This window comes from Candidatus Arthromitus sp. SFB-rat-Yit, assembly GCF_000283555.1.
In the GTDB taxonomy this organism is placed as follows: Bacteria; Bacillota; Clostridia; order Clostridiales; family Clostridiaceae; genus Dwaynesavagella.
On record NC_016012.1, the window covers coordinates 852,499 to 874,648 of the forward strand.

A 22,150-nucleotide genomic window follows, 5' to 3' on the forward strand; every position below is an offset into this window, starting at 1 on the left:
AAAATTAAGCTTTAAACTTACTAACTAAATTTTTATATTCAATATCTGACTTCATTTTGTTGATTATTTCATTTATTGATTCTTCAGAACTTTTACCTTCCTTTTTTAATCCCTCAAATTCAGATTCCCAATATTTTTTACCGTCCTCATCTGCATCCCTTAAAAGAACCATCTTATAGATGTCAGATATAATTTCGTCATTTGATCCTCTAAGGGTCAAAAATTTAATGTCTTGAAAAGAATCTAAATTAAGAGAAATTGCATTTAACACATTAATTTTATCTTCTAAACTACAATTTGAAAGATCTATTTGATTTATTGCCCAAATTAAATTTACAGCTTCTCTAATTTTATCTTCAGTAAGATCTTTAAATTTATTTCTTATATATCTATCGATCTTATCATAAATTATCTTTTCTTCAGCATTTAATCTTGACTGATCAGTTATTAATACACTTAAAGATAATTTAAATAATTCTGCATCCGCACCAATCAATTTAGGATTTGCAGTTGTCAAAACGTTCGTAATTTCAATTGGTGTTAATTCTAAATATTTTAATCCCTCTATCATATTCTTATCGCCATAATACATTCCCTTAATAAATGCCCAGTATATTTTTGTCCTAATATGCAACTCCTTTTCTGAATAAAACTTATTCTTTTGCTTATAAATCTCAGATATTTTTTTAAAACTTTCATTATAACTATTTTTAGATTCTTCGTCTAAATAATTTATATCTATCTTCTCTACTTTGGCTAAAAAATCATCAAAACTTGTAGATTCCTGATTACTTTCTGATACCATCATTTCATTTGCATTCACATTAATAAAATTAAAACTAAAAAATGATGATAAACATAGTGAAACACTCACAATAATATTCGAAACTTTTTTTCTCATATTTTCACCCCAAATTTAATCACATAAAATAAGAAAGGACTACAAAATGCAGTCCCTTCTGTTAGTTAAACAAATTTTTACCCATTAAAGTCTTATACTCTTCTGACTCTCTTAATCTATTAACTATATCATTAATGGAATCTTTAAAACTTTTACCTTGATTTATAAATTTTTGCAATAAATCAACCCAAAACTTCTTCCCATCTTCATCTGCATTTCTTAGGAGTACAACATCATAAAGCTCATTTATGATTTCATCACTTATTCCAGAAATTGTTAAAGCCTTAAGATCTTGAAAAGATTCAAAATCTATAGGGATATTTTTCAACATCTTAACCCTATCTTCTAACACAAACTTAGATAAATTTATTCTGCTCATTGCCCAAAATAAATTTATACTACCTCTCATATCATCTGGTTTAAAATCTTTGAATTCATTTACAAACTCTTGCTCAATCAAAGAATAAATTTCACTATCTTCTCCAGATAATTTTGTTGGATCAGTTAACAATGAAGTAAATTTAAATTTAAATAATTCTAAATCAAATGGAGATAAATTCAACTCTAAGCTTGTCAATATTTCCATCATATCATTAATTGATAATCCTAAATATTTTACAGCCTCATCTATATTGCTTTCATCATTATATAAATCAAATATGTACGAAGCATATATATTAGATCTTAATTTCAATTCATCTTCTGAGTAAGACTTATTTTGTGATTTATATTTATCAGAAATTTTTTGATAAATTTTATCATAAGTTTCCTTACTAAATTTATCTTTTAATAAATCAATATTTAAATTCCCCACCTTCTCTAGAAAAGCTTCAAAAGTTTCATCAGATGATGAAGTTGATAATTCTGGTATATTAATTTGCGTTAATGAAATTGCCTGAGTTTTAATAGGTGATATATAACTCAAACACGCCAATGATAATGAACCCGCAATAACAAAACTTAAAAATTTACTTTTCATAATACCTCCTAAATATTGTAATGATTAAAATATAACACAATCAAATAATTATTTGAATAGAATTTCGAAATAAATTTATTTCTAAAACAAAAAGATACAGTAAGTAAAACACTTACTGTATCTTTTTAGCTAAATGTGGAGGCACCAGCGGGATTCGAACTCGCGAATAAAGGTTTTGCAGACCTCTGCCTTACCACTTGGCTATGGTGCCGTATCTTAATTATGTCGTGTCGTATCGTAAAATTTAGAAATTAATGTAAACACCATTTGAAAAGATATGGTGGCTAGAGCAGGAATCGAACCAGCGACACGAGGATTTTCAGTCCTCTGCTCTACCAACTGAGCTATCCAGCCACAATGATTTTTTAGTAATTTGGCGACCCAGAAGGGGCTCGAACCCTCGACCTCCGGCGTGACAGGCCGGCACTCTAACCAACTGAGCTACTGGGCCAATTACTCGCAAACATTTATTTACTGTTTACTTTATTAATTATATGCTCATTTTGTTTATTTGTCAATTATTTATTTCATTTTATTATATAAATTTTTCAAATTATTTTGATTAAACGTATATTTACTTTTGCAATAATCACAAATTATAGTTTCTTCCCTGCCTTCATCGATTATATTTTTGAGTTCCACCTTACCCAAACTTATCAATGCCTTCTCAACTTTTTCAACGGAACAATCGCATTTATACTCAAATAAACTTTCGTCTAGAATTTTAAGTCCCATATCATCAAACATAAAATTTAAAATATCGTAAATTGTCTTTCCATTCTGAAGATGTTCCAACATTTTTCCCATATCTTGAAACCTATATGATATTATATCTGCGAGCATCTCATCAGCTCCAGGCAACATTTGAACCATTAATCCTATTGAATTTTTAACACATCCTCCATTGTCAAAATCTATTTCAACAGAAATTGCCGTGGGTGTCTGCTCAGATAAAGTATAATAATACGCCAAATCATTGCAAATATCTGATTTGTACAATGGTACCTTGCTTGTATATGGATTTTTAAGTCCAAAATCTTTTGTTACAACCAAAAATCCATTTCCAATCAAATCGCTCACTTTTAAACTTTCACAAAATGCATCTGGATCTGAAATATATCCCTTTAAGGTTCCATCTCCTCGTGTAATTGTTGTCATATTCTTCAAAAATCCATCTCCATCAAATCTTATCATAATACTATCTGACTCCGTTTTATTTGTTGATGAAATCATAGCAGATGCGGTCATCAATTTTCCGAACGCTATCATTGTAAGCTCATTTAATTTATGTAATTTTCGGATTTTATTTAATAAATTTGTAGACGTAGTTGCAATTATTCTCACAGTATCATTTTTAGCAACAGCTTTAATAATTTTATCCTTCATAAAAATACCTCATCTTAATATTAATCACCTTATATTCTACAAGCTGAAAAAATTTTTTCAATAACCGCAACAAAAAAACATCTGCATATAAACAGATGTTTAATAAATTAGTGCAAATCCATTTGGATCAGATGACATTTGTCTTTCAACCATGGCCTTTGCATTTGGATCTAACTTTTGAAGATCTTCTTGAGTAACTGTTTTAAATATAATTACAGTTCCTTCTCCCTTTTCCAATATTTCATGATTACCATTTGCATTATATTTAAGTTTAGTTCCTTCTGCTAAAGTCACAATCTCACCATCTTTGTAAACACTCTCACTACTTTGATTTTCATTTCCCATGTTAACTTGTGGCTTTCTATTACCTGTTTCTCTATCAGTTTTAGTTGTATTAGAATTTTGGGTAACATTATTTTGCTGATTACCTCCACAAGACATAAATGATGTTGTTAATCCTGCAAATAATGCTACCGATAATAAAATATTTTTAATTAACTTATTCATATGTAATCTCCTCACATTTTTTGAAAAAATAAGAACCATCCAAACTAAGAGTTAGATGATTCTATTTTTTGAGTTTTTATATGAATTTATTCATTTATTTTCAATTGAAGCCTTATTTGCTTATTATTTCTTACCACCAAAACATTCAATGTGTCTTGTATAGTTTTCTTAAGTTCATTTATTTGATCAATAGAAAATATTTTTGTTCCGTTAAATTCAACAACGCTATCTCCTGGCATTATTCCAAGTCTATCTGATAAAGATCCCCTTTCTACTTCAACAACAAATATTCCAGATGAAACACCAACTTTAAATGGTAATTGATCAGTTATATTAACCCCAGATAATCCTAAAGTTATAACTGGTGTGCTTAATTCTTCAAGTTTAAGCTTTGCAATACTTATAGGAATTGACAAACCAATTCCTTCAACACCATCAACTGAAATTTTTGCAGTATTAATACCGATTACCTCACCTCTTAGATTAAGTAAAGGGCCTCCACTATTTCCAGGGTTTATTGCAGCATCTGTCTGTATAAATGTTGAAATACCATTTTTTGTCTCAACTTTCCTTGATAACCCACTTATAATACCAACTGTTGAACTTCCACTAAATGATAAATCAAGTGGACTTCCTATAGCAATTACCCATTCACCAACTCTTATATTATCTGAAGATCCAAATTGAAGAACTGTTGGACTTGCAAATCCTGGTGTCGTAACTTCTAAAAGAGCAATATCATTAGTAACATCCGTGTTTATTACTTTTGCATCAAGCCTCTGTCCATTGTAAAGTATTATGTTAACAGTTGAAGCGTTAAGTACAACATGTTGATTTGTTAAAATTCTAGTAGGAGTTATAAAAAATCCACTTCCTATACCACTAACTTGATTAGTCGTATTATAAGAATCTACAATAGAATTAACACTTACTGTTACAACTCCTGGACTTAATGCCTCTATTATATCTGCAATACTATTATGTTTAGGTATCATTTTTTCTTCTAAGCTAGATTGATCTGCTGAAACTTTAGCATCATTTTGGTTTTGAAGTTTACTATATACGCTTGTACCAAAACTAAATAAACTTAAAGATACAATTAATAACAACGCTACATAAATAACTGATACAACACTTCTCTTTTTCAAATCTGCTACACCTCTTTTTATTTTAAAAGTTAAAAAATTATTATAATAATTAAGTATTAACTAAAACTAATAAAAAAATATATATGTTTAAAATAATTTTAAAATATTGTTTTAATAAGATGATTAAATAAACTTTTTACATACTCTTCTTTAATATTTCTCTAACATCGTCACGAACTAATTCAACATATTCTCCTATTTTATCATTAATTGGAAATGTATTTTCTACTAAAATTTCTAAACTATCTTCTGTAATGCCACATTCTTTCAAAGATGTTTGTATACCAATGCTTTTGAAAAATTCTTTAAACTTATTTGCAACCTTATGACAAAATTCAATATCTCTAAGTCCACCTTGTTCAAAATCAAATAGTTTTTTACCTAATTTAATAATCTTATCTGGCTTTTTAGTTGCAACATATTCCATCCAATTCGGAGTAATTATAGCAAGTCCAACCCCGTGAGGAATATCAAATATACCACTAACAGAATGTTCAATCTCATGAGTAGCCCAATCACCACCTGCAACAGATAAAGTTCCATTCAATCCTACAAACGAAGTATACATCATTGCTTCTCTTAACTCATAATTATTTAAATCATTTAATAATTTAGGTGCTATTTCCATCATGTATCTAATAGAAGATTCACAAAATCTATCAACAAGTTCTCCATTTTCTCCAGCATTAAAGTATTGTTCCAATAAATGCGATATAGTATCAACAATACCATTTACTGTTTGATTACGTGGGACACTAATCGTATATGTTGGATCTAATATCGAAAAAACCGGAAAAGTAAACGGTCTATGTGCAAATCCTACTTTTTGATTATTCTCATCATTTGTAATAACACTATTAGGATTCATCTCTGTACCTGTTGCAGACAACGTCAAAATAGCCCCCAAAGGTATCCTATCAGTAGGAGTTTCTCTCTTGATTATTAAATCCCACACATCTGCATCACTCTTTGCTCCAATAGAAATAGCCTTAGATGCATCAATTACACTTCCACCTCCTACGGCTAAAATTAATTCAATATTTTTATCTTTACATATCTTAATTCCACTTTTCACACTGGATAGTTTTGGATTTGGTTCAATACCACTCAATTCATATATTTCACAATTTAATTTCTTAAGCATAGATATAATTTCATCATATAAACCATTCTTCTTTATACTTGAAAATCCATAAGTTAATAATACCTTAGTTCCTTCCATGATTTCTTTTTTTAAAACTTCTATCTTCCCTTTTCCAAAATAAACCTTGGTTGGATTATAAAATTCAAAATTCATCTAATCACCTCTTTTTAATACTTGTAAATAATTATACCTCATACTAAAATAAAAAAACAGATTGATTAAATCAATCTGCTTTCTAAATATGTACTATTTATTCCATTCTAGGATGGATTTTTTAGTATCTTTATTTTCCTCATTTTTAGAAGTTAACTCTATGTTAAACGGAACAAAAACATATATTCCTTTTTCAATTTCCTGAAGCTCAGCATTCAAAACATAACTTGCCCCACATAAAAAATCTAACATCCTATAAGATATTTTACTATCTAAAGCAGTTGTGTTAATCAAAACAATTTTTCTTTCTTTCAAATCTTCACATATTCCTAAAACATCACTGTAAACAACAGGTTTAATAATTTTCATTTTTGTATCACTATAAAATCCGTCACCTCCTCCTTTCTTAATTATAGATTTAAGATTCGTAACTTTACCATAGTCATTACTTTTTGTATCATTATCAGATTCCACATCTCCATCGAATTCAAATTCACCATCTTTAAGACCAAAAAACCCCCAAACTTTATCAGCAGCATTTTTCAATCCCATAAATACCCCTCCTTAATCACATACCTAACTACACTATACAAAACTAACTTACTATAGTTCTTAATCTATTGTTATCCATTCCAGTGAAATATATTTTGAATTAAACAATAACATTTTTTGAAGGTGATTTCTGTGATTCCTGAGATATTATGGGAATATTGGTTTTTCTTTAGCTCAGGTTCTCAATTACATTTTTAAAATGTTCCGGAAGATTTGATTTAAATTCAATATATTTCTTTGTCTTAGGATGAACAAAACCAATAATTCTTGCATGAAGCAATTGACCTTCTTTATAAATATTATCTTTCTTAAGTCCATACAAAGGATCTCCCACCAAAGGAAAACCTATATGGCTCATATGAACACGAATTTGATGAGTTCTTCCAGTATATAATTTACACTTAATGAGAGTACATCTTCTATATCTTCTCAAAACTTTATACTCGGTTATTGCCTCTTTACCCTTTTGTACAACCCCCATCTTAATTCTATCTTTCGGATTCCTCCCAATATTTGTTTCAATTAATCCTTTAGATTTTTTAATAATTCCATGAACCAATGCCACATATTCACGTTTAATTGAATGAACTTTAAACTGCTCACCCAAAAATTTATGTGCAAAATCATTTTTAGCCACAACAATAAGTCCAGAAGTATCTTTATCAATTCTATGTATTATCCCTGGACGCTCAACACCATTTATAGAAGATAAATCTTTACAATGATACATAAGAGCATTAACAAGTGTATCTTTATAAACATTTTGTGCTGGATGTACAATCATTCCCTTCGGCTTATTTATAATGATTATATCACTATCTTCATAAACAACATCAAGTACTATATTTTGTTCAAGAACTTCAAGGCGTTTAATCTCAAAATCTAAAATTGAAATTTCATCACCCATTCTCGTCTTATAACTAGCTTTAACACTTTTCCCATTAACAAATATTTTTTCATCATTAATAAGTTTCTGGACAAAACTTCTAGTATAAACATCACCAAAATACTCTAAAACAAATTTATCAATTCTCTCACTTAAATTCTTTTCATTATTAACAATAATTTTTTCCATAAAGCCCTTCCCATAATTATATAAAAACAAAAAAGCACCTAACGAAACAATCTCCTAGGTGCTAACTAAACAAATTTAACTCTCACTTATAAAAAACTTCTTTATATTCTCAAGATCTGAATCAACATCTTCTGATGTCTTAAGTCTTGATGATGAATCTTCATTTTCAAAAGAATTCGCACTAAATTTTGTTTGTACAGATATATCATTTTCATTAGATATTACCTCTGTCGTACATTCTTCTATTTCCTTATCTTTAAAATCTCTATCATTGTTTTCAAAGCTTGTCCTATCATTAACTTTATTTATATTATAATTCTTAATAAAATCTTTCTCCAAATCTTCAAAGGTATCCATTTGAACAGTAATAAAGTTTCTAAATTTTGCTCTAAATTTCACAAATTCTTGCTTAAGTCTATCATACTCTTGAGTTATAGAAACAACATCAGTATGAGCTTTATCCAAAATCTTTTTAGCTGAATCATTTGCATGCTTAATAACCATATCAGCTTCTTTTTGAGAAGAAACTTTCGCTTGTTCAGCAGCATTCTGAGCTAATAACAAAGTGTTTTGAATAGTTGACTCAATCTTTGAATAATGCTCAATTTTTTCATTCATTGCATTAATCTTTTCTTTTAAAAGAGAATTTTCCTTAAAAAGTTCTTCATAATCTTCCACAATTTGATCTAAAAACTCATCTACTTCTTCAGGATCATACCCCCTAAGCATTTTTCTAAACTCTTTATTTGTAATATCAACCGGAGTTATCTTCACGCTCTTCACCTCAAACCATAAATTTAAATAAATTTGTCTACAATGATCTTGTTTTTATTTTTAGATGTACTTCCTAAAATCTCTTTAAATTTAAATTTACCAAATCCAGTTACGACGATTATATCATTTTCACAAATTTTTTTATCTGGATTTGATTCAATAATTCCATTTATTTTAATCTTACCTTCCTTTACAAGAAGCTTAGACTTTTCCCTAGAAACATTTGTTAAGGACGATATTATATTATCAATACGTAATGACGACACAACTTTATATAAAATTTCGAATCTCTTCTGAGGCAACCTATTAAATAACTCAACAGCAACATTAACCGGAGAATGTTTAACTTTTATCAAATTTTGAATTATATAATCTACAAAATCAATAACTACTGGCACATAGACAGAATTATTCTCTATGACTAAATCGCCCATCTTTTCTCTCGAGAAGCCTAACGACATAATACTTCCCAAAAAATCCCTATGCGATAATTTATTGAACTTATCGTTATAAGATATTTTTAACACCTTCGCAACATCATCAAAAATCGAGAGATCAATCTCACCTATTGAAAAAGCGATCAAGCATCTCTCGGCATCATCAACAAAACCATAACATAAAACATTAAGCTCTTTAGTTGATAAAAAACTTTTAAGAACATTGCATACATTGACCGTATAAAATTCATTTGTAATCATCGTTTTTCCACTTTTAAGTGCAGATACATACAATGAAAATAGCTTGTTCGCATCTTCAATAGAATTACCACAGCTTTTTATAAAATCATTCTTAGATAACAATGTTTACTTTGCCCAACTAAACAAACTACTCTTAGTTTGTATTTCTTTTTTAAGCTCATTTGTGACTTCAACATTTGAAGGAGCTAATATGTAAATTGATTTTTCAACTTCTTGAAACTCAGCATCAAGAGCATAGCTTGCCCCACATAAAAAGTCAACTGTTCGCTGAGCAACCTTAGGTTCTAAAATTGTCGCATTAACAATAACTATCTTTCTGTTTTTTAAATCATCACAAATACCCAATACTTCCTCATATGCAACAGGCTTTATTATAGTCATTCGTGCTAAACTATTTCCCGTATGCAAGTTAACAACTTTATTGTTTAAATTTTGTGATTCTGATGTATTATTTTGTTTATTCATCGAAAAAATCTCATCATTATTTTTTTGTTTTTCTTCCCTTTCTAAGGAATCTTCATATTCATCCTTTAAACCAAAAAAGCCCCACACCTTTTCAGCTGCATTCTTTAATGCCATAATATCTCTTACCTTCCCCCATAAATTTCACATTATTTTAGTTAAATATTCTACATTTTTTTTTAAAATCCTTCTCAAAATATATAAAAATTTTATATTATTGAATCGAAATAATAGGATGATTTTTAGTCCTAACATCAATATATCCTGTCATCTTACTATATCCTTCATTAGAATTAATAGTATTTATAACTATATTAAATTTTTGTCTAAGATCCGAATTCTTTCCTATTTTAATTATTATATTTTTATATCCAATAATAACGTTATGGATATCTGTCAAATCAACGTAATCAAACTTTACATTTGTTTTATTTAATTCAAGTAAATCACTTATACTCCTAATCCAATCTAACTCTCTGCTCCCATCTTTCAACAATTGATCTCCAATATTCAAGTTTCCTGAAAAATCAATTCCCTTTATTTCCATAATATCAAGATCTTCTATATAATCTCGTACATCAACAAGCCTCAAATTAGAATCTAATATATAAAATGAATTATTATATGGAATATAATAATCCACTTTCTTTTCTTCGATAATGATATCCAATTTATTAGGAAAAATTTTTTTATACATAACCCCATCAACATATTTATTTTGTCTTAAAACAGAGAGGTTCTGCTCTATTGAATAAAACAGAATATTTTTATTATATAAAATATTTAATTCTTGCTTCACGTAATCCGCAGACAAAAGTTTATTTCCCACAATATTAATATACTTTATATTAAACAGAGGAGAATTGATTAAAACCAATAAAAATATTACAAATATTAAAAATAGTAAAATAATTCTCCTGATCAAAAATATTCTTCGTCTTCTTATTAATCTGTTCTTATTTATTATTTTATTATCCATAATAACGTAAGCTACCTCTTAATTACCATTTAACCCTATTTCTAGATACATTTAAAAGAATTCCAACAGCTGTCATATTAAATAACAGGGACGACCCTCCGTAGCTTATGAATGGAAGCGGAACTCCAGTAACAGGCATAGTACCCGTAACAACAGCCAAATTTATAATTGCCTGTATTGCAATAACAGATGTTATTCCCATCGCAAGTAATGTACCAAAATTATCTTTACATTTTATAGAAATAACCACTCCTCTCCATATCAAAATCCCAAATAAAAATATAATTATTATTCCTCCTAAGAATCCTGTTTCTTCTGCTATAACCGAAAATATAAAATCATTATGTGGCTCAGGTAAATAATACGCTTTTTGCCTAGACATTCCAAATCCCAACCCTAAAAATCCACCTGATCCAAGAGCTAATAGCGACTGGATTAATTGATATCCATCTCCTCTAGGGTCTGCCCACGGATCCATAAAACTAAGTAATCTCTTTAATCTATACGGAGCTACAAGTATAAGTGTCATACCAGCAGCAAGACCAATCCCTCCGAGCGTAAAAAGATGTTTCTTTTTAGCCCCTGATACTGTTATGAGAATAAATGCCACAAACATTATAACTGAAGTTATACTTAGGTTTTTTTCTGCAAGAACAAGACCTGCAAATATCCCAGCTACCATAAGTGTTGGAAATACTCCTGACCAAAAGTTCTTTATCCCATCACCTTTTTTATCTAAACTTCTAGCAAGATATATAACAACTACATACTTAGCCATTTCAGACGGCTGAAGTGACAAAGGTCCTAATTGTATCCATCTTTGAGCTCCATTTATTGGAGGAAACAAAAAAACAAGCAATAATAGTAGTATTGTTATACCCATAAGTACGATTACAAGCCTTGGATTTTTGAATTTATGATAGTCCCACTTTATAAAAAAGACTATAGCTGCTGCACCTACAAATACAAAAACCAATTGTCTTTTTAAATAATACATGCTATCTTGAAGCTCATTAGCAGCCCTATAGGAACTTGCACTATATATCATTATCGCTCCAACTGCAACAAGAAGTATTACTGTATAGAATAAAATATAATCAATCTCACCATGAGCTTTATTCAATTTAAAAAGCCTAGATATTCTAGTACTTTTAATATCCAATTCATTTTCTTTATTCCCCATACAACCCCCACTCCTTTCACAGCACTATCCAAGATAAAATACATGCTATTAATGTGATTGCACCAAAAACACAAACAATTTTATTTTCACTCCAACCCAAATGTTCAAAATGATGATGTATCGGTGCCATTTTAAACACCCTTTTCTTCGTACACTTGTAAACTAAAACTTGAATAATAACGGATAATGTTTCAATAACATAAATGATCCCAACAAAAACTAAAACAAATTCTATTTTCAATATAAAAGCAATAGCAGCAACTGCCCCTCCTAAAGCAAGAGATCCTGTATCGCCCATAAAAACTTTAGCGGGATTAATATTAAATATTAAAAACGCCATCAAAGCTCCAACGAGTATAAAAGCGAAAACACTTAAATGTATCTTTCCAAACATAAATCCAATTACAAACAGAAACAACAATACAATTATTGTTACAGTTGTAGCTAATCCATCTAACCCATCGGTTAAATTAACAGCATTAGTTACACCAGTAAAATAAATAAATAAAAATGGTACATAAAAATAAGATAGATTTATATAGCCGTTTAAAAATGGAATATATATGACTTTAAGATCTTCATAATCTTTCGTAACCAAATATATACCCAACGTTATAAGAATGAGAAAAAACATCTTTTGGTATGCTCTCAATCCTAAATTGTTCTTCCTCAATATTTTAAGATAATCATCTAAGAAACCAATGAATCCAAAGGCTAAAAATATACTCAAAGCTATAAATTCTTCTCCATCAGATGTTTCAGCAAAAAACACAGAATATAAAATCGTAACTACTGTTGTAGCCAATATAAAAATTAGACCACCCATCGTTGGAGTTCCCTGTTTCTTAAAATGGGATTGTGGTCCTTCTTCCCTTATACTTTGTCCATATTTCATACGATGTAAAATTGGGATTAAACCTTTGCCTAATATGTACGCTAAAACAAATGAACAAATCAAAGGAAGAACTAACAATAGTAACATTTCCATAAACACGCCTAAACTTATACGTCCATATAAGTTTAGTCCCTCCCTCTCATTTTTAAAATATATCTCTTATAATATCCAACACTCTTTCAAACTTCGCTGAACGTGAAGCTTTTATAAGTATCGTTTCATTTCCATTTAATATTTGCTCTATATTATTTCTAAGTTCATCTAAGTTTTCAAACTGAAAACACTTTTCCTTATTTTTAAAATTACTACAATATTCATTTCTAAATTTTCCAACAGCTATCAATTTATCTATCTTTTCGTTGGCATATCTAGAAACTTCTCTATGATATTCCTCTGCAAACTCTCCTGCTTCTCCCATATCACCAAAAATACCTACTTTTTCATTTTTGTATAACGAAAGTATATCTATAGCACTTTTCATGGAATTTAAACTTGCGTTATAGCAATCATTTATTATTGTAATATTTTTATAATTAATAATCTCCTGTCTCATACTAGCTGGAGTTAGCGAATTAAATTTATTTCTAAGCACATCCATAGGAATATTAAAAATTTCACAAAGCTTAAAAGCGATTAGAGAATTTAATATGTTATGTTTACCTTTAAGAGGTAATGAAACACCTTCTTCTTCTCCGTTATATAGGACATCAAACTTAATTCCATTTAAAGATACATCTTCATTAACAGCATACATATCACAACAATCTTTTGAAAAACCAACTCTGTTAATTAAAAAATCCGATGAGTTAATTGACTTCAAGAGATCATCTTCATAATTTACAATTAAAATATCATTATGATTAAAATAATTTACTATCTCCATTTTAGCTTTGAGTATATTTTCTTTAGTTTTTAAAAACTCTATATGACTCACTCCAATATTTGTTATAACCCCAATATGTGGTCTTAAAATATTAACTAGATAATCAATTTCACCTAAATTATTCATACCAACTTCAAACACGCCAATTTCAGCATCATCATCAATATTAATAAGAGATATTGGCATACCTAAATGATTGTTAAAATTTCCAAAATTTTTATAAACTTTATAATTTGAAGATAAAAAATCATAAATTAAATCCTTTGTAGTTGTCTTACCTACCGATCCCGTTACAGCTATTAAATCTATATCTAATTTTGATCTTACATAAATAGCAAGTTTTTTAAGTGCATCGAGAGTACTATCAACCAACACAACTGAAACATCATATAGTTCAAATTCTTTGTAAGAAAAATAATCCTTATCAATAATACAAAGTTTAACGCCTTCTTTTATAGCATCAAAAATATATTTGTTTCCATCAAAGTTCTCTCCACTTATTGCCAAAAATATATCTTCGCCATTTATGGTTCTCGTATCAATAGAAATTTTATTAAATTCACAATATGTACCCTTTATTAATAAATTACCTGAAACACATTTAACAATTTCCTCAATGTTAAGAATCATTTTATCACACCTTCAAAGTAAAATATCGCTAAATTATTTTTCTTTTAATATTTCATCAATTACTTCTCTTTCATCAAAATGTATAACCTTATTCTTTAATATTTGGTAGTCCTCATGTCCTTTACCTGCTATCAAAATTATATCATTAGTTTTTCTATTTTTTATAGATTTTTTTATCGCATCAAATCGACTTATCACAACTTCATAATTCGACTTATTAACGCCTGATACGATATCATTTATTATACTTTCTGGATCTTCACTTCTTGGATTATCAGAAGTTATATATACATAATCACTAAGTTCTGTTGCAATCTTACCAATCTGTGGACGCTTTTCTTTATCTCTATCCCCACCGCATCCCACTACACAAATAATTCTTCCTTTGGCAATATTTCTTAGAGTACAGATACAATTTTTAAGCCCATCAGGCGTATGCGCATAATCTAAATAAATATCGCAATTTAACCCATATTTTTTTGAAACATTTTCGAGTCTTCCAACTACAAAAATATTTTTTAAACTTTCTTTAATCACATTTATTGAAATTCCCTCATTGATAGCTATAGCAATGCACGGTATTGCATTATACACATTAAATTTTCCTACAAGATTATAATCAAAATTATATCTATTTCCAAATTTATCACATACAACAAATTCTGTTGAATTATCGTTAAGTACAATATCTTTTGCAACAAAATCATTCATGTTTTCTTCAATTCCATATGTAATAACATTAGAGGGAATTTTATCAATTATCTTTTTCCCATATTCATCATCCCTATTTATAATGATTCTTTCACTGTTTTCAAACAATTTAAACTTAGCATTAAAATACTCTGAGAAATTTTTGTGAAAATCTAAATGATCTTGAGTTAAATTTGTAAATATACCATAATCAAATTTAATTCCATAAACCCTATCAAGTTCTAAAGCATGTGATGAAACTTCCATAAAACAATACTCAACACCATCTTTAACCATTTCACTCAATAAATAATTTAATTGCAAAGCTCCTGGAGTTGTACCCTCAGCCTTTATCTTTCTATCATTAATAAAATTACTTATTGTTCCTATAACTCCTGTCTTAAATCCAGCATTACTAAAAATTTCTCTAAGTATATATGTCGTAGTCGTTTTTCCATTCGTTCCTGTAACACCAAGTATCTTAAATTTTTCATGTGGTCTACCATAAAAATTTATAGCTGCTATTGATAATGCCTTTCTAGTATCATTAACACAAATCAGAGTAACATTATTCCCAAAATCAAAATTCAGCTTGTATTTACTGTCAACAACTATAACTTTAGATCCTTTTGATAAGGCTAAATCGATAAAATTATGACCATCAAAATTATATCCTCTTATACAAAAAAATAAATCTCCATCTAAAATATCGTTTGTGTTGTCAGTTATTTTATTAATATCTACATCATCATTTCCAGAAATGACTCTATAATCGAATGATTTAAATAATTCTGATACTTTCATATTCCCTCCAAGTATTATAATTAAAGAAGGATAGAAATCCTTCTTTAATCTGTTTTATTAATGAAGATCTCTAACACTAAAGATAAGATCAACAACATCGCCTTTTTCTACTATTTTGCCAGCTTCAATGCTCTGACTGACCAGAAGTCCTTCACCACTTATATTGTATTTAAGTCCAATACTATCGAGTATTTCCATAACCCCTTGCTTACTATAACCATATAAATGCGGCATCAATACCTGTCGATCTATTTGTGCAGAATCACCTTTATATATAATTATCTTAGTTCCTTCCTTAACTGAATAACCTGGCTTTGGTGTTATATCTACGATCTTCTCTCCTTCTCCAACAGTTTCATAATCAAGATTCAAATCTTTAAGAAGCTGTTGACCATCCTTAACACTAAACTCCCTAATTTCAGGAACTATTACATCTTTAAGTAAACTCTTTCTAATTTCTTCATCTGTTGATTTAACATCTATCGCCAAATAATTAAATATATCTGAGAACAATTGTCTAGCAACAGGAGTTGTAATTACTCCTGCATAATATTCACCAGCTGAAGGTTCATCAATTGATATAAATATACTAACTTTTGGATCACTCGCTGGTGCAAAACCAACAAAGGATGAAATATATTTTCCTACTCCATAAGTTCCTGTTTCAGTATCAACTTTTTGGGCAGTACCAGTTTTACCAGCTATTTCATAACCCTCAATAAAAGCTCTTGACCCAGAACCCTCAGATATAACAGATTCAAGTATATCTCTCATAAGAACTGAGCTTTCTTCGCTTACAACACGTCTTTCAGAATAATCTTCAAATTTTTTATCAACAACATAATTAAACTCATTATCATAATGAGAAATTTCTTTCATAAAATGTGGTTTAACCCAAACCCCATCATTCGCAACAGCATTAACAGCAGCTAAAAATTGAATAGGCGTAGTTGTGTTTGTTTGACCAAATGAAATTGTTGCAAGATCAACTGTTGATATATTATCAACTTTCTTTATAATTCCTCTAGCCTCTCCAGATAAATCTAATCCAGTCTTTTGACCAAATCCAAATTTTTCTATATACTTGTTCAATGTTTCTGCTCCAAGTTTTTCACCAATTTCCATAGTCCCAACATTGCATGAATTTTGGAGAACTCCCCTAAAATCTAAAGTTCCATGACCTGTTCTCTTCCAACAATGTATAATTCTTCCTCCAACTTCCTTATGACCATTGCAAACAAAAGTATCTGATTCAGAAACGAGTCCTTCCTCAATGGCTGCGATCGCAGTAATAATTTTAAATATAGATCCAGGTTCATAAATGTCATTAACTGCCCTGTTTCTCCAGAGCTTTTGAAGTTCATCATAAGTTGCAACTTCATCCCTAACAGTATTAGGGTTAAAATCTGGCTTATTAACCATCGCAAGAATTTCACCATTTTCAGGATTCATAACAATAACCGAAACTGCCTTTGCATTATTATCATCAAGCGCCTGCTTTGCAACTTTTTCAGCAAAGAACTGTATTTTTTCATCGATTGTCAAAACTACATTTTTACCATCAATAGGCTCTATGTACTCACTTATAGAATAAGGTAGATCTCTTGATTTTGCGTCAAGCTCAACTATTCTAAATCCATCAACACCTGTAAGCTCATCATCATACATAAGTTCAATCCCCGTGAGACCTCTTCCATCAATATCAGTTGATCCAAGTACATGAGATAAATACGCATTGTTTGGATAATATCTTTTTGTATCAGGTGAAACAATTATTCCTGATATGTTAAGCTCTTGAACTTTATCTACTTTTTGCTTTTCAACCCTTCTTATCAAATAAGCTGAACCTGCTGGATTACCTTTACTATCTTTGGTATTTAATACTCTTAAAACTTTTTGCTCATCCATTTCTAAAGAAGCAGCTATTTTAGGTGCAATATCTTCATATGTTAAAGAATTTTTTTCCAAATATTCACGTATAGTTTTTAAATCTAAATCTACACGGTAAACATTAGCACTAACAGCCAACTCTTTTAAATTTCTATCTAAAATCGCCCCTCTCCTCGCTTGAATTTTCACTGAACTAGTCCATTGATTTTCTGCTATTGCGTAATATTCATCACCTTTTATAATCATAACCCTAAAAAGATTCACTAAAATGACTAATATCAAAAAGTAAAATATAAACATAGTCACTAATGCCCTTTTCTTCATCATGAATCTATCAGTAAACTTATGTTTCATGTCTCACCTCTGTAAAAATAAAGAATCTAGATGCTCCTTTAATTCTTTCCCGTTAATTTATCATACAGCTTAATAAGAAATGGTCTATCTGGTTCTTCTTTTACTTCAACATCAAAATTATCTTTGTTCAAATCAACAATCACAAAATCTCCAAGTTTAGGTGGCGTCATTCCCAAAAATTCTGCATACTCCATAACCTTATCAAAGCCTTTTAAATTTAAAATCTCAAGTTGTAAACTTTCAAGCTCCTCCGTCAGATTACTAATTTGAGATTTCAAAACATTAACTTCCCTTTGTTTCTTATAAACCTTCGAACTTCCATTAATAAGAAAAGCACCACAAATAATAAAACATATAAACACGTAAAAAAAACTTCGTCTAACATAAATATTAAAGGAACGTTTCTTTACAAACATCACCTCTTCTTCTTGATTATTAAAAATTTTTCTATTTTCTTCCATGTTTACTCACCTTTTAAGAAATTTATTACTTATTTTAATAAATTAATTTTTCTGCCACCCTCAATTTGGCCGAAGATGAACGTGAATTTTTGGAAATCTCTAAGCTTGATGGCAAAATAGGTTTCCTAGTTATGATTGATATTTCTTTTTTCTTTTCACATTTACAAATAGGAAAATCTTTTGGGCAAATACACTCAGTTGCCAAATAATTAAACGTGTTTTTCACTATCCTATCTTCTAAAGAATGGAAAGTTATAATAGCAATGCGTCCCCCAATTTTCAAATTATTCACAGAATCAACTATTGTATTTTCTAATATTTCAAGTTCCCCATTGACCTCTATACGAAGTGCCTGAAAAACTTTTTTAGAAAGATGACCTCTCTTTTTTATTTCAAATCTTGGTATAGTATCGTCAATTAATTTAACTAAATCATGTGTTGTAGATATCTTGTTTAATTTTCTTGATTCAACGATTTTACGAGCTATTTTTTTATGATACTTTTCTTCTCCATAAACCCTAAATATGTGACTAAGTTTTTCTTCATCATACTCATTTATGATATCATAAGCCGAAAAAGTTTGAGATGTATTCATTCTCATATCGAGCTTACCATTTCTTATATAACTAAATCCCCTTTCATCTGTATCAATTTGATATGAAGATACACCTAAATCCATTAAAATTCCATCGACCTTTTCTATTTCAAGAGTTTTAAGTATTAGATCAATATTTTTAAAATTATCCTGTACAAAATTTATGTTGGTATGATTCGAAAATTTTTGTTTGCAATAATCAATTGCATACTGATCTTGATCTATCGCTATAAGTCTTCCCGTACTATGTAATCTATGTAAAATTTCCGCTGAATGTCCACCGCCTCCAAGGGTGCAATCAACATAAATTCCTTCCTTTTTTATATTAAGAGCATGGATACTTTCGTCAAGCATTACCGAAAAGTGATTGAACTGCAAAATTTTTCCCCATTTCTATTTTTAACTAATTGTATATATTTTACTTAATTATATAAAAACCTTCTATAATCTTCAAAGTTTTTAATTAATAAAACAAAAGCCGAACCGAATAAATAGGTTCAGCTAAATTCTTAAACTACTCTGGAATATACCATGTTAACTTCTTTAAAAATACTTTTAAATTCAAATATAACATCATCGAGTGTAACTTTATTTAATTCATCAAAATAATCAAAGATATTCAAATTATTTTTTATAAGTTTAATCATAAGTTGCGAAATATGATCAATGTTGTTAAATAAATTAATATAATTCCCGTACATAGCTTTCTTAACTCGATCAAAAACAATCTTATCTTTTGAAAAATCATAATTATTATAATGGTCAAACAAAATTTCTGGAAGATTTTTGAACAAATCACCATCACCACCAAATAAATAATGACCATACTCATTTTCGTTTATATAATCTGTATAATAGCTTCCGTTTATTATCCCATCTTTATAAATCTTTTCATAAAAGTTTGATGTCGCTCTAAAAAACATTCTATGTATCATCTCAAAAATTATAAATTTCTTAACATAATTTGTAGATCTAGTCACATCTTTAAATCCTATTAGATTCGTAGGCACGCTCATTTTCATATCCTGCTCTACATAATGCTTACTAATTTCATCAAACATATCAAATTTTTGTCTAACTATATTTTTACTAAATTTGTTTACAATGAATCTCTCTAGCATCTCTTTACACTCTTCTGCCTTAACATTACCGACCAAAACTAAAAACATATTATTATTTGAATAAAATGTATTATAACAATCTTCCAAGTGACTCTTTTCTATAAGTTTTATTGTATTAACATCTCCGCCTATATCAAATCTAACAGGATGATTATTATACATTGCAGAAAGTAAATTTCTATAAACTCTATTGTATGGATCATCGTCATACATTTTAAGTTCCTGTTCAATAATAGGCTTTTCTTTATCAACTCTCTCAGTTGTTAACTTTAAGTTGTAAATCATATCGCAAAGATACTCGAGCGACTTTTCAAAATTGTTGATAGTGCTAAAATAATAATTCGTAATATTATTTGATGTATAAGCATTAACATCTGCACCAATATCCGAAAATTTTTTAAATACCTCATCATCACCCATACCATCAAACATTTTATGTTCCAAAAAATGAGCAATTCCCAATGGATATCTCTTAAATTCCTTTTCATCATTAAACTTAAATGAAATATCATTTGAACCATACTTTATAACAAAATAAGCTGATGCAATGGAAAATTCATTTTTTTCCATGACATAAACTTTAAGTCCATTTATCTCAAAACTTTTTACAGACTCCTTTAGTAAATCATTTTTCAAAATTTTCATTCATTCATCTCCCCACAAGGTCTAACAGAAAATATCGCCGATTTAAATATTCTTTTTGAAACTTCTATTATTCTCCCTTTATCAACCTTATCTATATTGTCTATAAATTCATCTACACCTATGTATTTATCAAAAATATATAACGGTGCAATAAATGCATGTATAGCAGAAATTCTATCATAAATGGACATCAAAATACGCCTTATTGTCATTTTAGCATTTTCTATTTCTAAATCCGTAATCTCTCCACTCTGCATACTCTCAATTTCTTTTAAAATAATTTCTTTTGTATAATCCAAATTTTTATCATCAATTCCGCATTCAATTGAAATTAAACCTTTAAACTTTTCATAATAAGAATTTATATAATAAACAAGACTTTGTTTCTGACGAACTTCTCTATAAAGTTTTGAATATCCACCACCCAAAATACAATTAAACACAAAAAAGGCATAATAATCACCGTTAAAAATCGTGATATCAGTTTTAAAGTTTATAACTAACTTTGTTTGTGTAACTTCATGGTTTTCAAATTCTTCAACAAAAGGAGTTTCTATAAATTTATTATTGTTTGTTGAAAACCTTTTTTGGATATTATCTCCAAATCTATCGCTGAGCATACTCTTTATTTTTTCTTCATCAAAATCGCCCATAACAATAAAATAATATGGAAGAGTCTTCAAATTTTCATAATACTCATAGAGATTAAATTCATCAATTTTATCGAGACTCTCAATACTTCCATAAAAATGGTTTGCATATGGCTCATTTTTAGTAGATAACTGTTCGCATTTTATGTACGCATAATAACCCTTTGAGTCTACAATACTCAAAATATTTGAACGAAGATTTTCCTTCTCTATATCGAGGAAATCCTTTTTAAAACAATTTCCATCATTTAAAGTGTTATAAAAAATTTCATATAAAAAATCAATCACATCTTCCCAAAGTGAAATATTTTCTATGATATATTTATCTTTCAAAAAACTTATGTAAATTGTAAATACAGCAACCTCTCCATATTTATTAAGATAACAATCAAATTGGGCTCCATACATCTCTTGAAGTTTGCTATAAAGTTTTTTGAATGAATCGTACTTCTTTGATCCTACCTTAATCATTTCCGCTATCAAATTTAGATCCGTAATCTTTTCATCTAAATCAATTGGGATATTCAAACTAATGCTATTGGACTTAAATTTATCATTTTTAATAAATTTTATGTTCATAAAAACAGAAAC

21 protein-coding genes and 3 tRNA genes are annotated in these 22,150 nt (G+C 29.0%); all 24 read right to left on the bottom strand.

The window, feature by feature from the left end; genetic code table 11:
- Positions 1 to 4: 4 nt before the first annotated feature.
- The 24 genes from RATSFB_RS03990 to yfmF all read right to left on the bottom strand — a co-directional run bounded on the left by RATSFB_RS03990 (position 5) and on the right by yfmF (position 22,138).
- Positions 5 to 901 carry a hypothetical protein gene (locus RATSFB_RS03990; RefSeq protein ID WP_014094766.1) on the bottom strand — a complete coding sequence of 299 codons (897 nt, stop codon included), beginning with the start codon at positions 899 to 901 and terminating at the stop codon, positions 5 to 7.
- Between the two features lie 61 nt (positions 902 to 962).
- Positions 963 to 1,880 (bottom strand): hypothetical protein, encoded by a 918-nt coding sequence (locus tag RATSFB_RS03995; RefSeq protein ID WP_014094767.1) that lies wholly within the window; start codon positions 1,878 to 1,880, stop codon positions 963 to 965.
- 136 nt (positions 1,881 to 2,016) lie between these two features.
- Positions 2,017 to 2,091 (bottom strand) — tRNA-Cys (locus tag RATSFB_RS04000).
- 67 nt (positions 2,092 to 2,158) lie between these two features.
- Positions 2,159 to 2,234, bottom strand: a tRNA-Phe gene (locus RATSFB_RS04005).
- Between the two features lie 20 nt (positions 2,235 to 2,254).
- Positions 2,255 to 2,331 (bottom strand) — tRNA-Asp (locus RATSFB_RS04010).
- Positions 2,332 to 2,402: 71 nt separating this feature from the next.
- Positions 2,403 to 3,266: an Hsp33 family molecular chaperone HslO gene (gene hslO, locus RATSFB_RS04015; protein ID WP_014094768.1), complete on the bottom strand. Its 864-nt coding sequence runs from the start codon at positions 3,264 to 3,266 to the stop codon at positions 2,403 to 2,405.
- A gap of 99 nt (positions 3,267 to 3,365) precedes the next feature.
- Entirely contained in the window at positions 3,366 to 3,773 is a 408-nt protein-coding gene (locus tag RATSFB_RS04020; RefSeq protein ID WP_014094769.1) for a hypothetical protein, read from the bottom strand.
- Between the two features lie 86 nt (positions 3,774 to 3,859).
- Positions 3,860 to 4,921 (bottom strand): S1C family serine protease, encoded by a 1,062-nt coding sequence (locus tag RATSFB_RS04025; RefSeq protein WP_014094770.1) that lies wholly within the window; start codon positions 4,919 to 4,921, stop codon positions 3,860 to 3,862.
- A 136-nt stretch (positions 4,922 to 5,057) separates the two neighbouring features.
- On the bottom strand, positions 5,058 to 6,218 hold the full coding sequence (locus RATSFB_RS04030) for an iron-containing alcohol dehydrogenase (protein ID WP_014094771.1): 1,161 nt from the start codon (positions 6,216 to 6,218) through the stop codon (positions 5,058 to 5,060).
- A gap of 93 nt (positions 6,219 to 6,311) precedes the next feature.
- Positions 6,312 to 6,770 carry a cell division protein SepF gene (locus RATSFB_RS04035; RefSeq protein ID WP_014094772.1) on the bottom strand — a complete coding sequence of 153 codons (459 nt, stop codon included), beginning with the start codon at positions 6,768 to 6,770 and terminating at the stop codon, positions 6,312 to 6,314.
- A 169-nt stretch (positions 6,771 to 6,939) separates the two neighbouring features.
- Positions 6,940 to 7,845: an RluA family pseudouridine synthase gene (locus RATSFB_RS04040; RefSeq protein ID WP_014094773.1), complete on the bottom strand. Its 906-nt coding sequence runs from the start codon at positions 7,843 to 7,845 to the stop codon at positions 6,940 to 6,942.
- Between the two features lie 75 nt (positions 7,846 to 7,920).
- Entirely contained in the window at positions 7,921 to 8,619 is a 699-nt protein-coding gene (locus RATSFB_RS04045) for a DivIVA domain-containing protein (RefSeq protein ID WP_044035544.1), read from the bottom strand.
- Positions 8,620 to 8,642: 23 nt separating this feature from the next.
- Positions 8,643 to 9,419, bottom strand: coding sequence for a YlmH/Sll1252 family protein (locus RATSFB_RS04050; protein WP_014094775.1), 777 nt, complete (start codon positions 9,417 to 9,419; stop codon positions 8,643 to 8,645).
- Positions 9,420 to 9,422: 3 nt separating this feature from the next.
- A complete protein-coding gene (locus tag RATSFB_RS04055) occupies positions 9,423 to 9,896 on the bottom strand; it encodes a cell division protein SepF (RefSeq protein ID WP_014094776.1) in 474 nt (157 codons plus the stop codon).
- 97 nt (positions 9,897 to 9,993) lie between these two features.
- The gene (locus RATSFB_RS04060) at positions 9,994 to 10,758 is read right to left on the bottom strand and encodes a cell division protein FtsQ/DivIB (RefSeq protein ID WP_014094777.1); all 765 of its coding nucleotides are present in this window, start codon (positions 10,756 to 10,758) and stop codon (positions 9,994 to 9,996) included.
- A 22-nt stretch (positions 10,759 to 10,780) separates the two neighbouring features.
- Positions 10,781 to 11,941, bottom strand: coding sequence for a stage V sporulation protein E (gene spoVE / locus RATSFB_RS04065; protein WP_014094778.1), 1,161 nt, complete (start codon positions 11,939 to 11,941; stop codon positions 10,781 to 10,783).
- A gap of 16 nt (positions 11,942 to 11,957) precedes the next feature.
- Positions 11,958 to 12,929 (bottom strand): phospho-N-acetylmuramoyl-pentapeptide-transferase, encoded by a 972-nt coding sequence (mraY, locus tag RATSFB_RS04070; protein WP_014094779.1) that lies wholly within the window; start codon positions 12,927 to 12,929, stop codon positions 11,958 to 11,960.
- Positions 12,930 to 12,981: 52 nt separating this feature from the next.
- Positions 12,982 to 14,349, bottom strand: coding sequence for a UDP-N-acetylmuramoyl-tripeptide--D-alanyl-D-alanine ligase (locus RATSFB_RS04075; RefSeq protein WP_014094780.1), 1,368 nt, complete (start codon positions 14,347 to 14,349; stop codon positions 12,982 to 12,984).
- Positions 14,350 to 14,382: 33 nt separating this feature from the next.
- Complete coding sequence (locus RATSFB_RS04080; RefSeq protein WP_014094781.1) at positions 14,383 to 15,843, bottom strand: UDP-N-acetylmuramoyl-L-alanyl-D-glutamate--2,6-diaminopimelate ligase; 1,461 nt, start codon at positions 15,841 to 15,843, stop codon at positions 14,383 to 14,385.
- 57 nt (positions 15,844 to 15,900) lie between these two features.
- Positions 15,901 to 18,087 carry a stage V sporulation protein D gene (locus RATSFB_RS04085; protein WP_014094782.1) on the bottom strand — a complete coding sequence of 729 codons (2,187 nt, stop codon included), beginning with the start codon at positions 18,085 to 18,087 and terminating at the stop codon, positions 15,901 to 15,903.
- A gap of 38 nt (positions 18,088 to 18,125) precedes the next feature.
- The gene (locus RATSFB_RS04090; protein WP_014094783.1) at positions 18,126 to 18,548 is read right to left on the bottom strand and encodes a septum formation initiator family protein; all 423 of its coding nucleotides are present in this window, start codon (positions 18,546 to 18,548) and stop codon (positions 18,126 to 18,128) included.
- 34 nt (positions 18,549 to 18,582) lie between these two features.
- Positions 18,583 to 19,521: a 16S rRNA (cytosine(1402)-N(4))-methyltransferase RsmH gene (gene rsmH, locus RATSFB_RS04095; RefSeq protein ID WP_044035545.1), complete on the bottom strand. Its 939-nt coding sequence runs from the start codon at positions 19,519 to 19,521 to the stop codon at positions 18,583 to 18,585.
- Positions 19,522 to 19,652: 131 nt separating this feature from the next.
- On the bottom strand, positions 19,653 to 20,909 hold the full coding sequence (gene yfmH / locus RATSFB_RS04100) for an EF-P 5-aminopentanol modification-associated protein YfmH (RefSeq protein ID WP_014094785.1): 1,257 nt from the start codon (positions 20,907 to 20,909) through the stop codon (positions 19,653 to 19,655).
- Positions 20,906 to 22,138, bottom strand: coding sequence for an EF-P 5-aminopentanol modification-associated protein YfmF (gene yfmF / locus RATSFB_RS04105; RefSeq protein WP_014094786.1), 1,233 nt, complete (start codon positions 22,136 to 22,138; stop codon positions 20,906 to 20,908). The genes yfmH and yfmF overlap by 4 nt, the downstream gene beginning before the upstream one ends.
- Between the last annotated feature and the right edge of the window lie 12 nt (positions 22,139 to 22,150).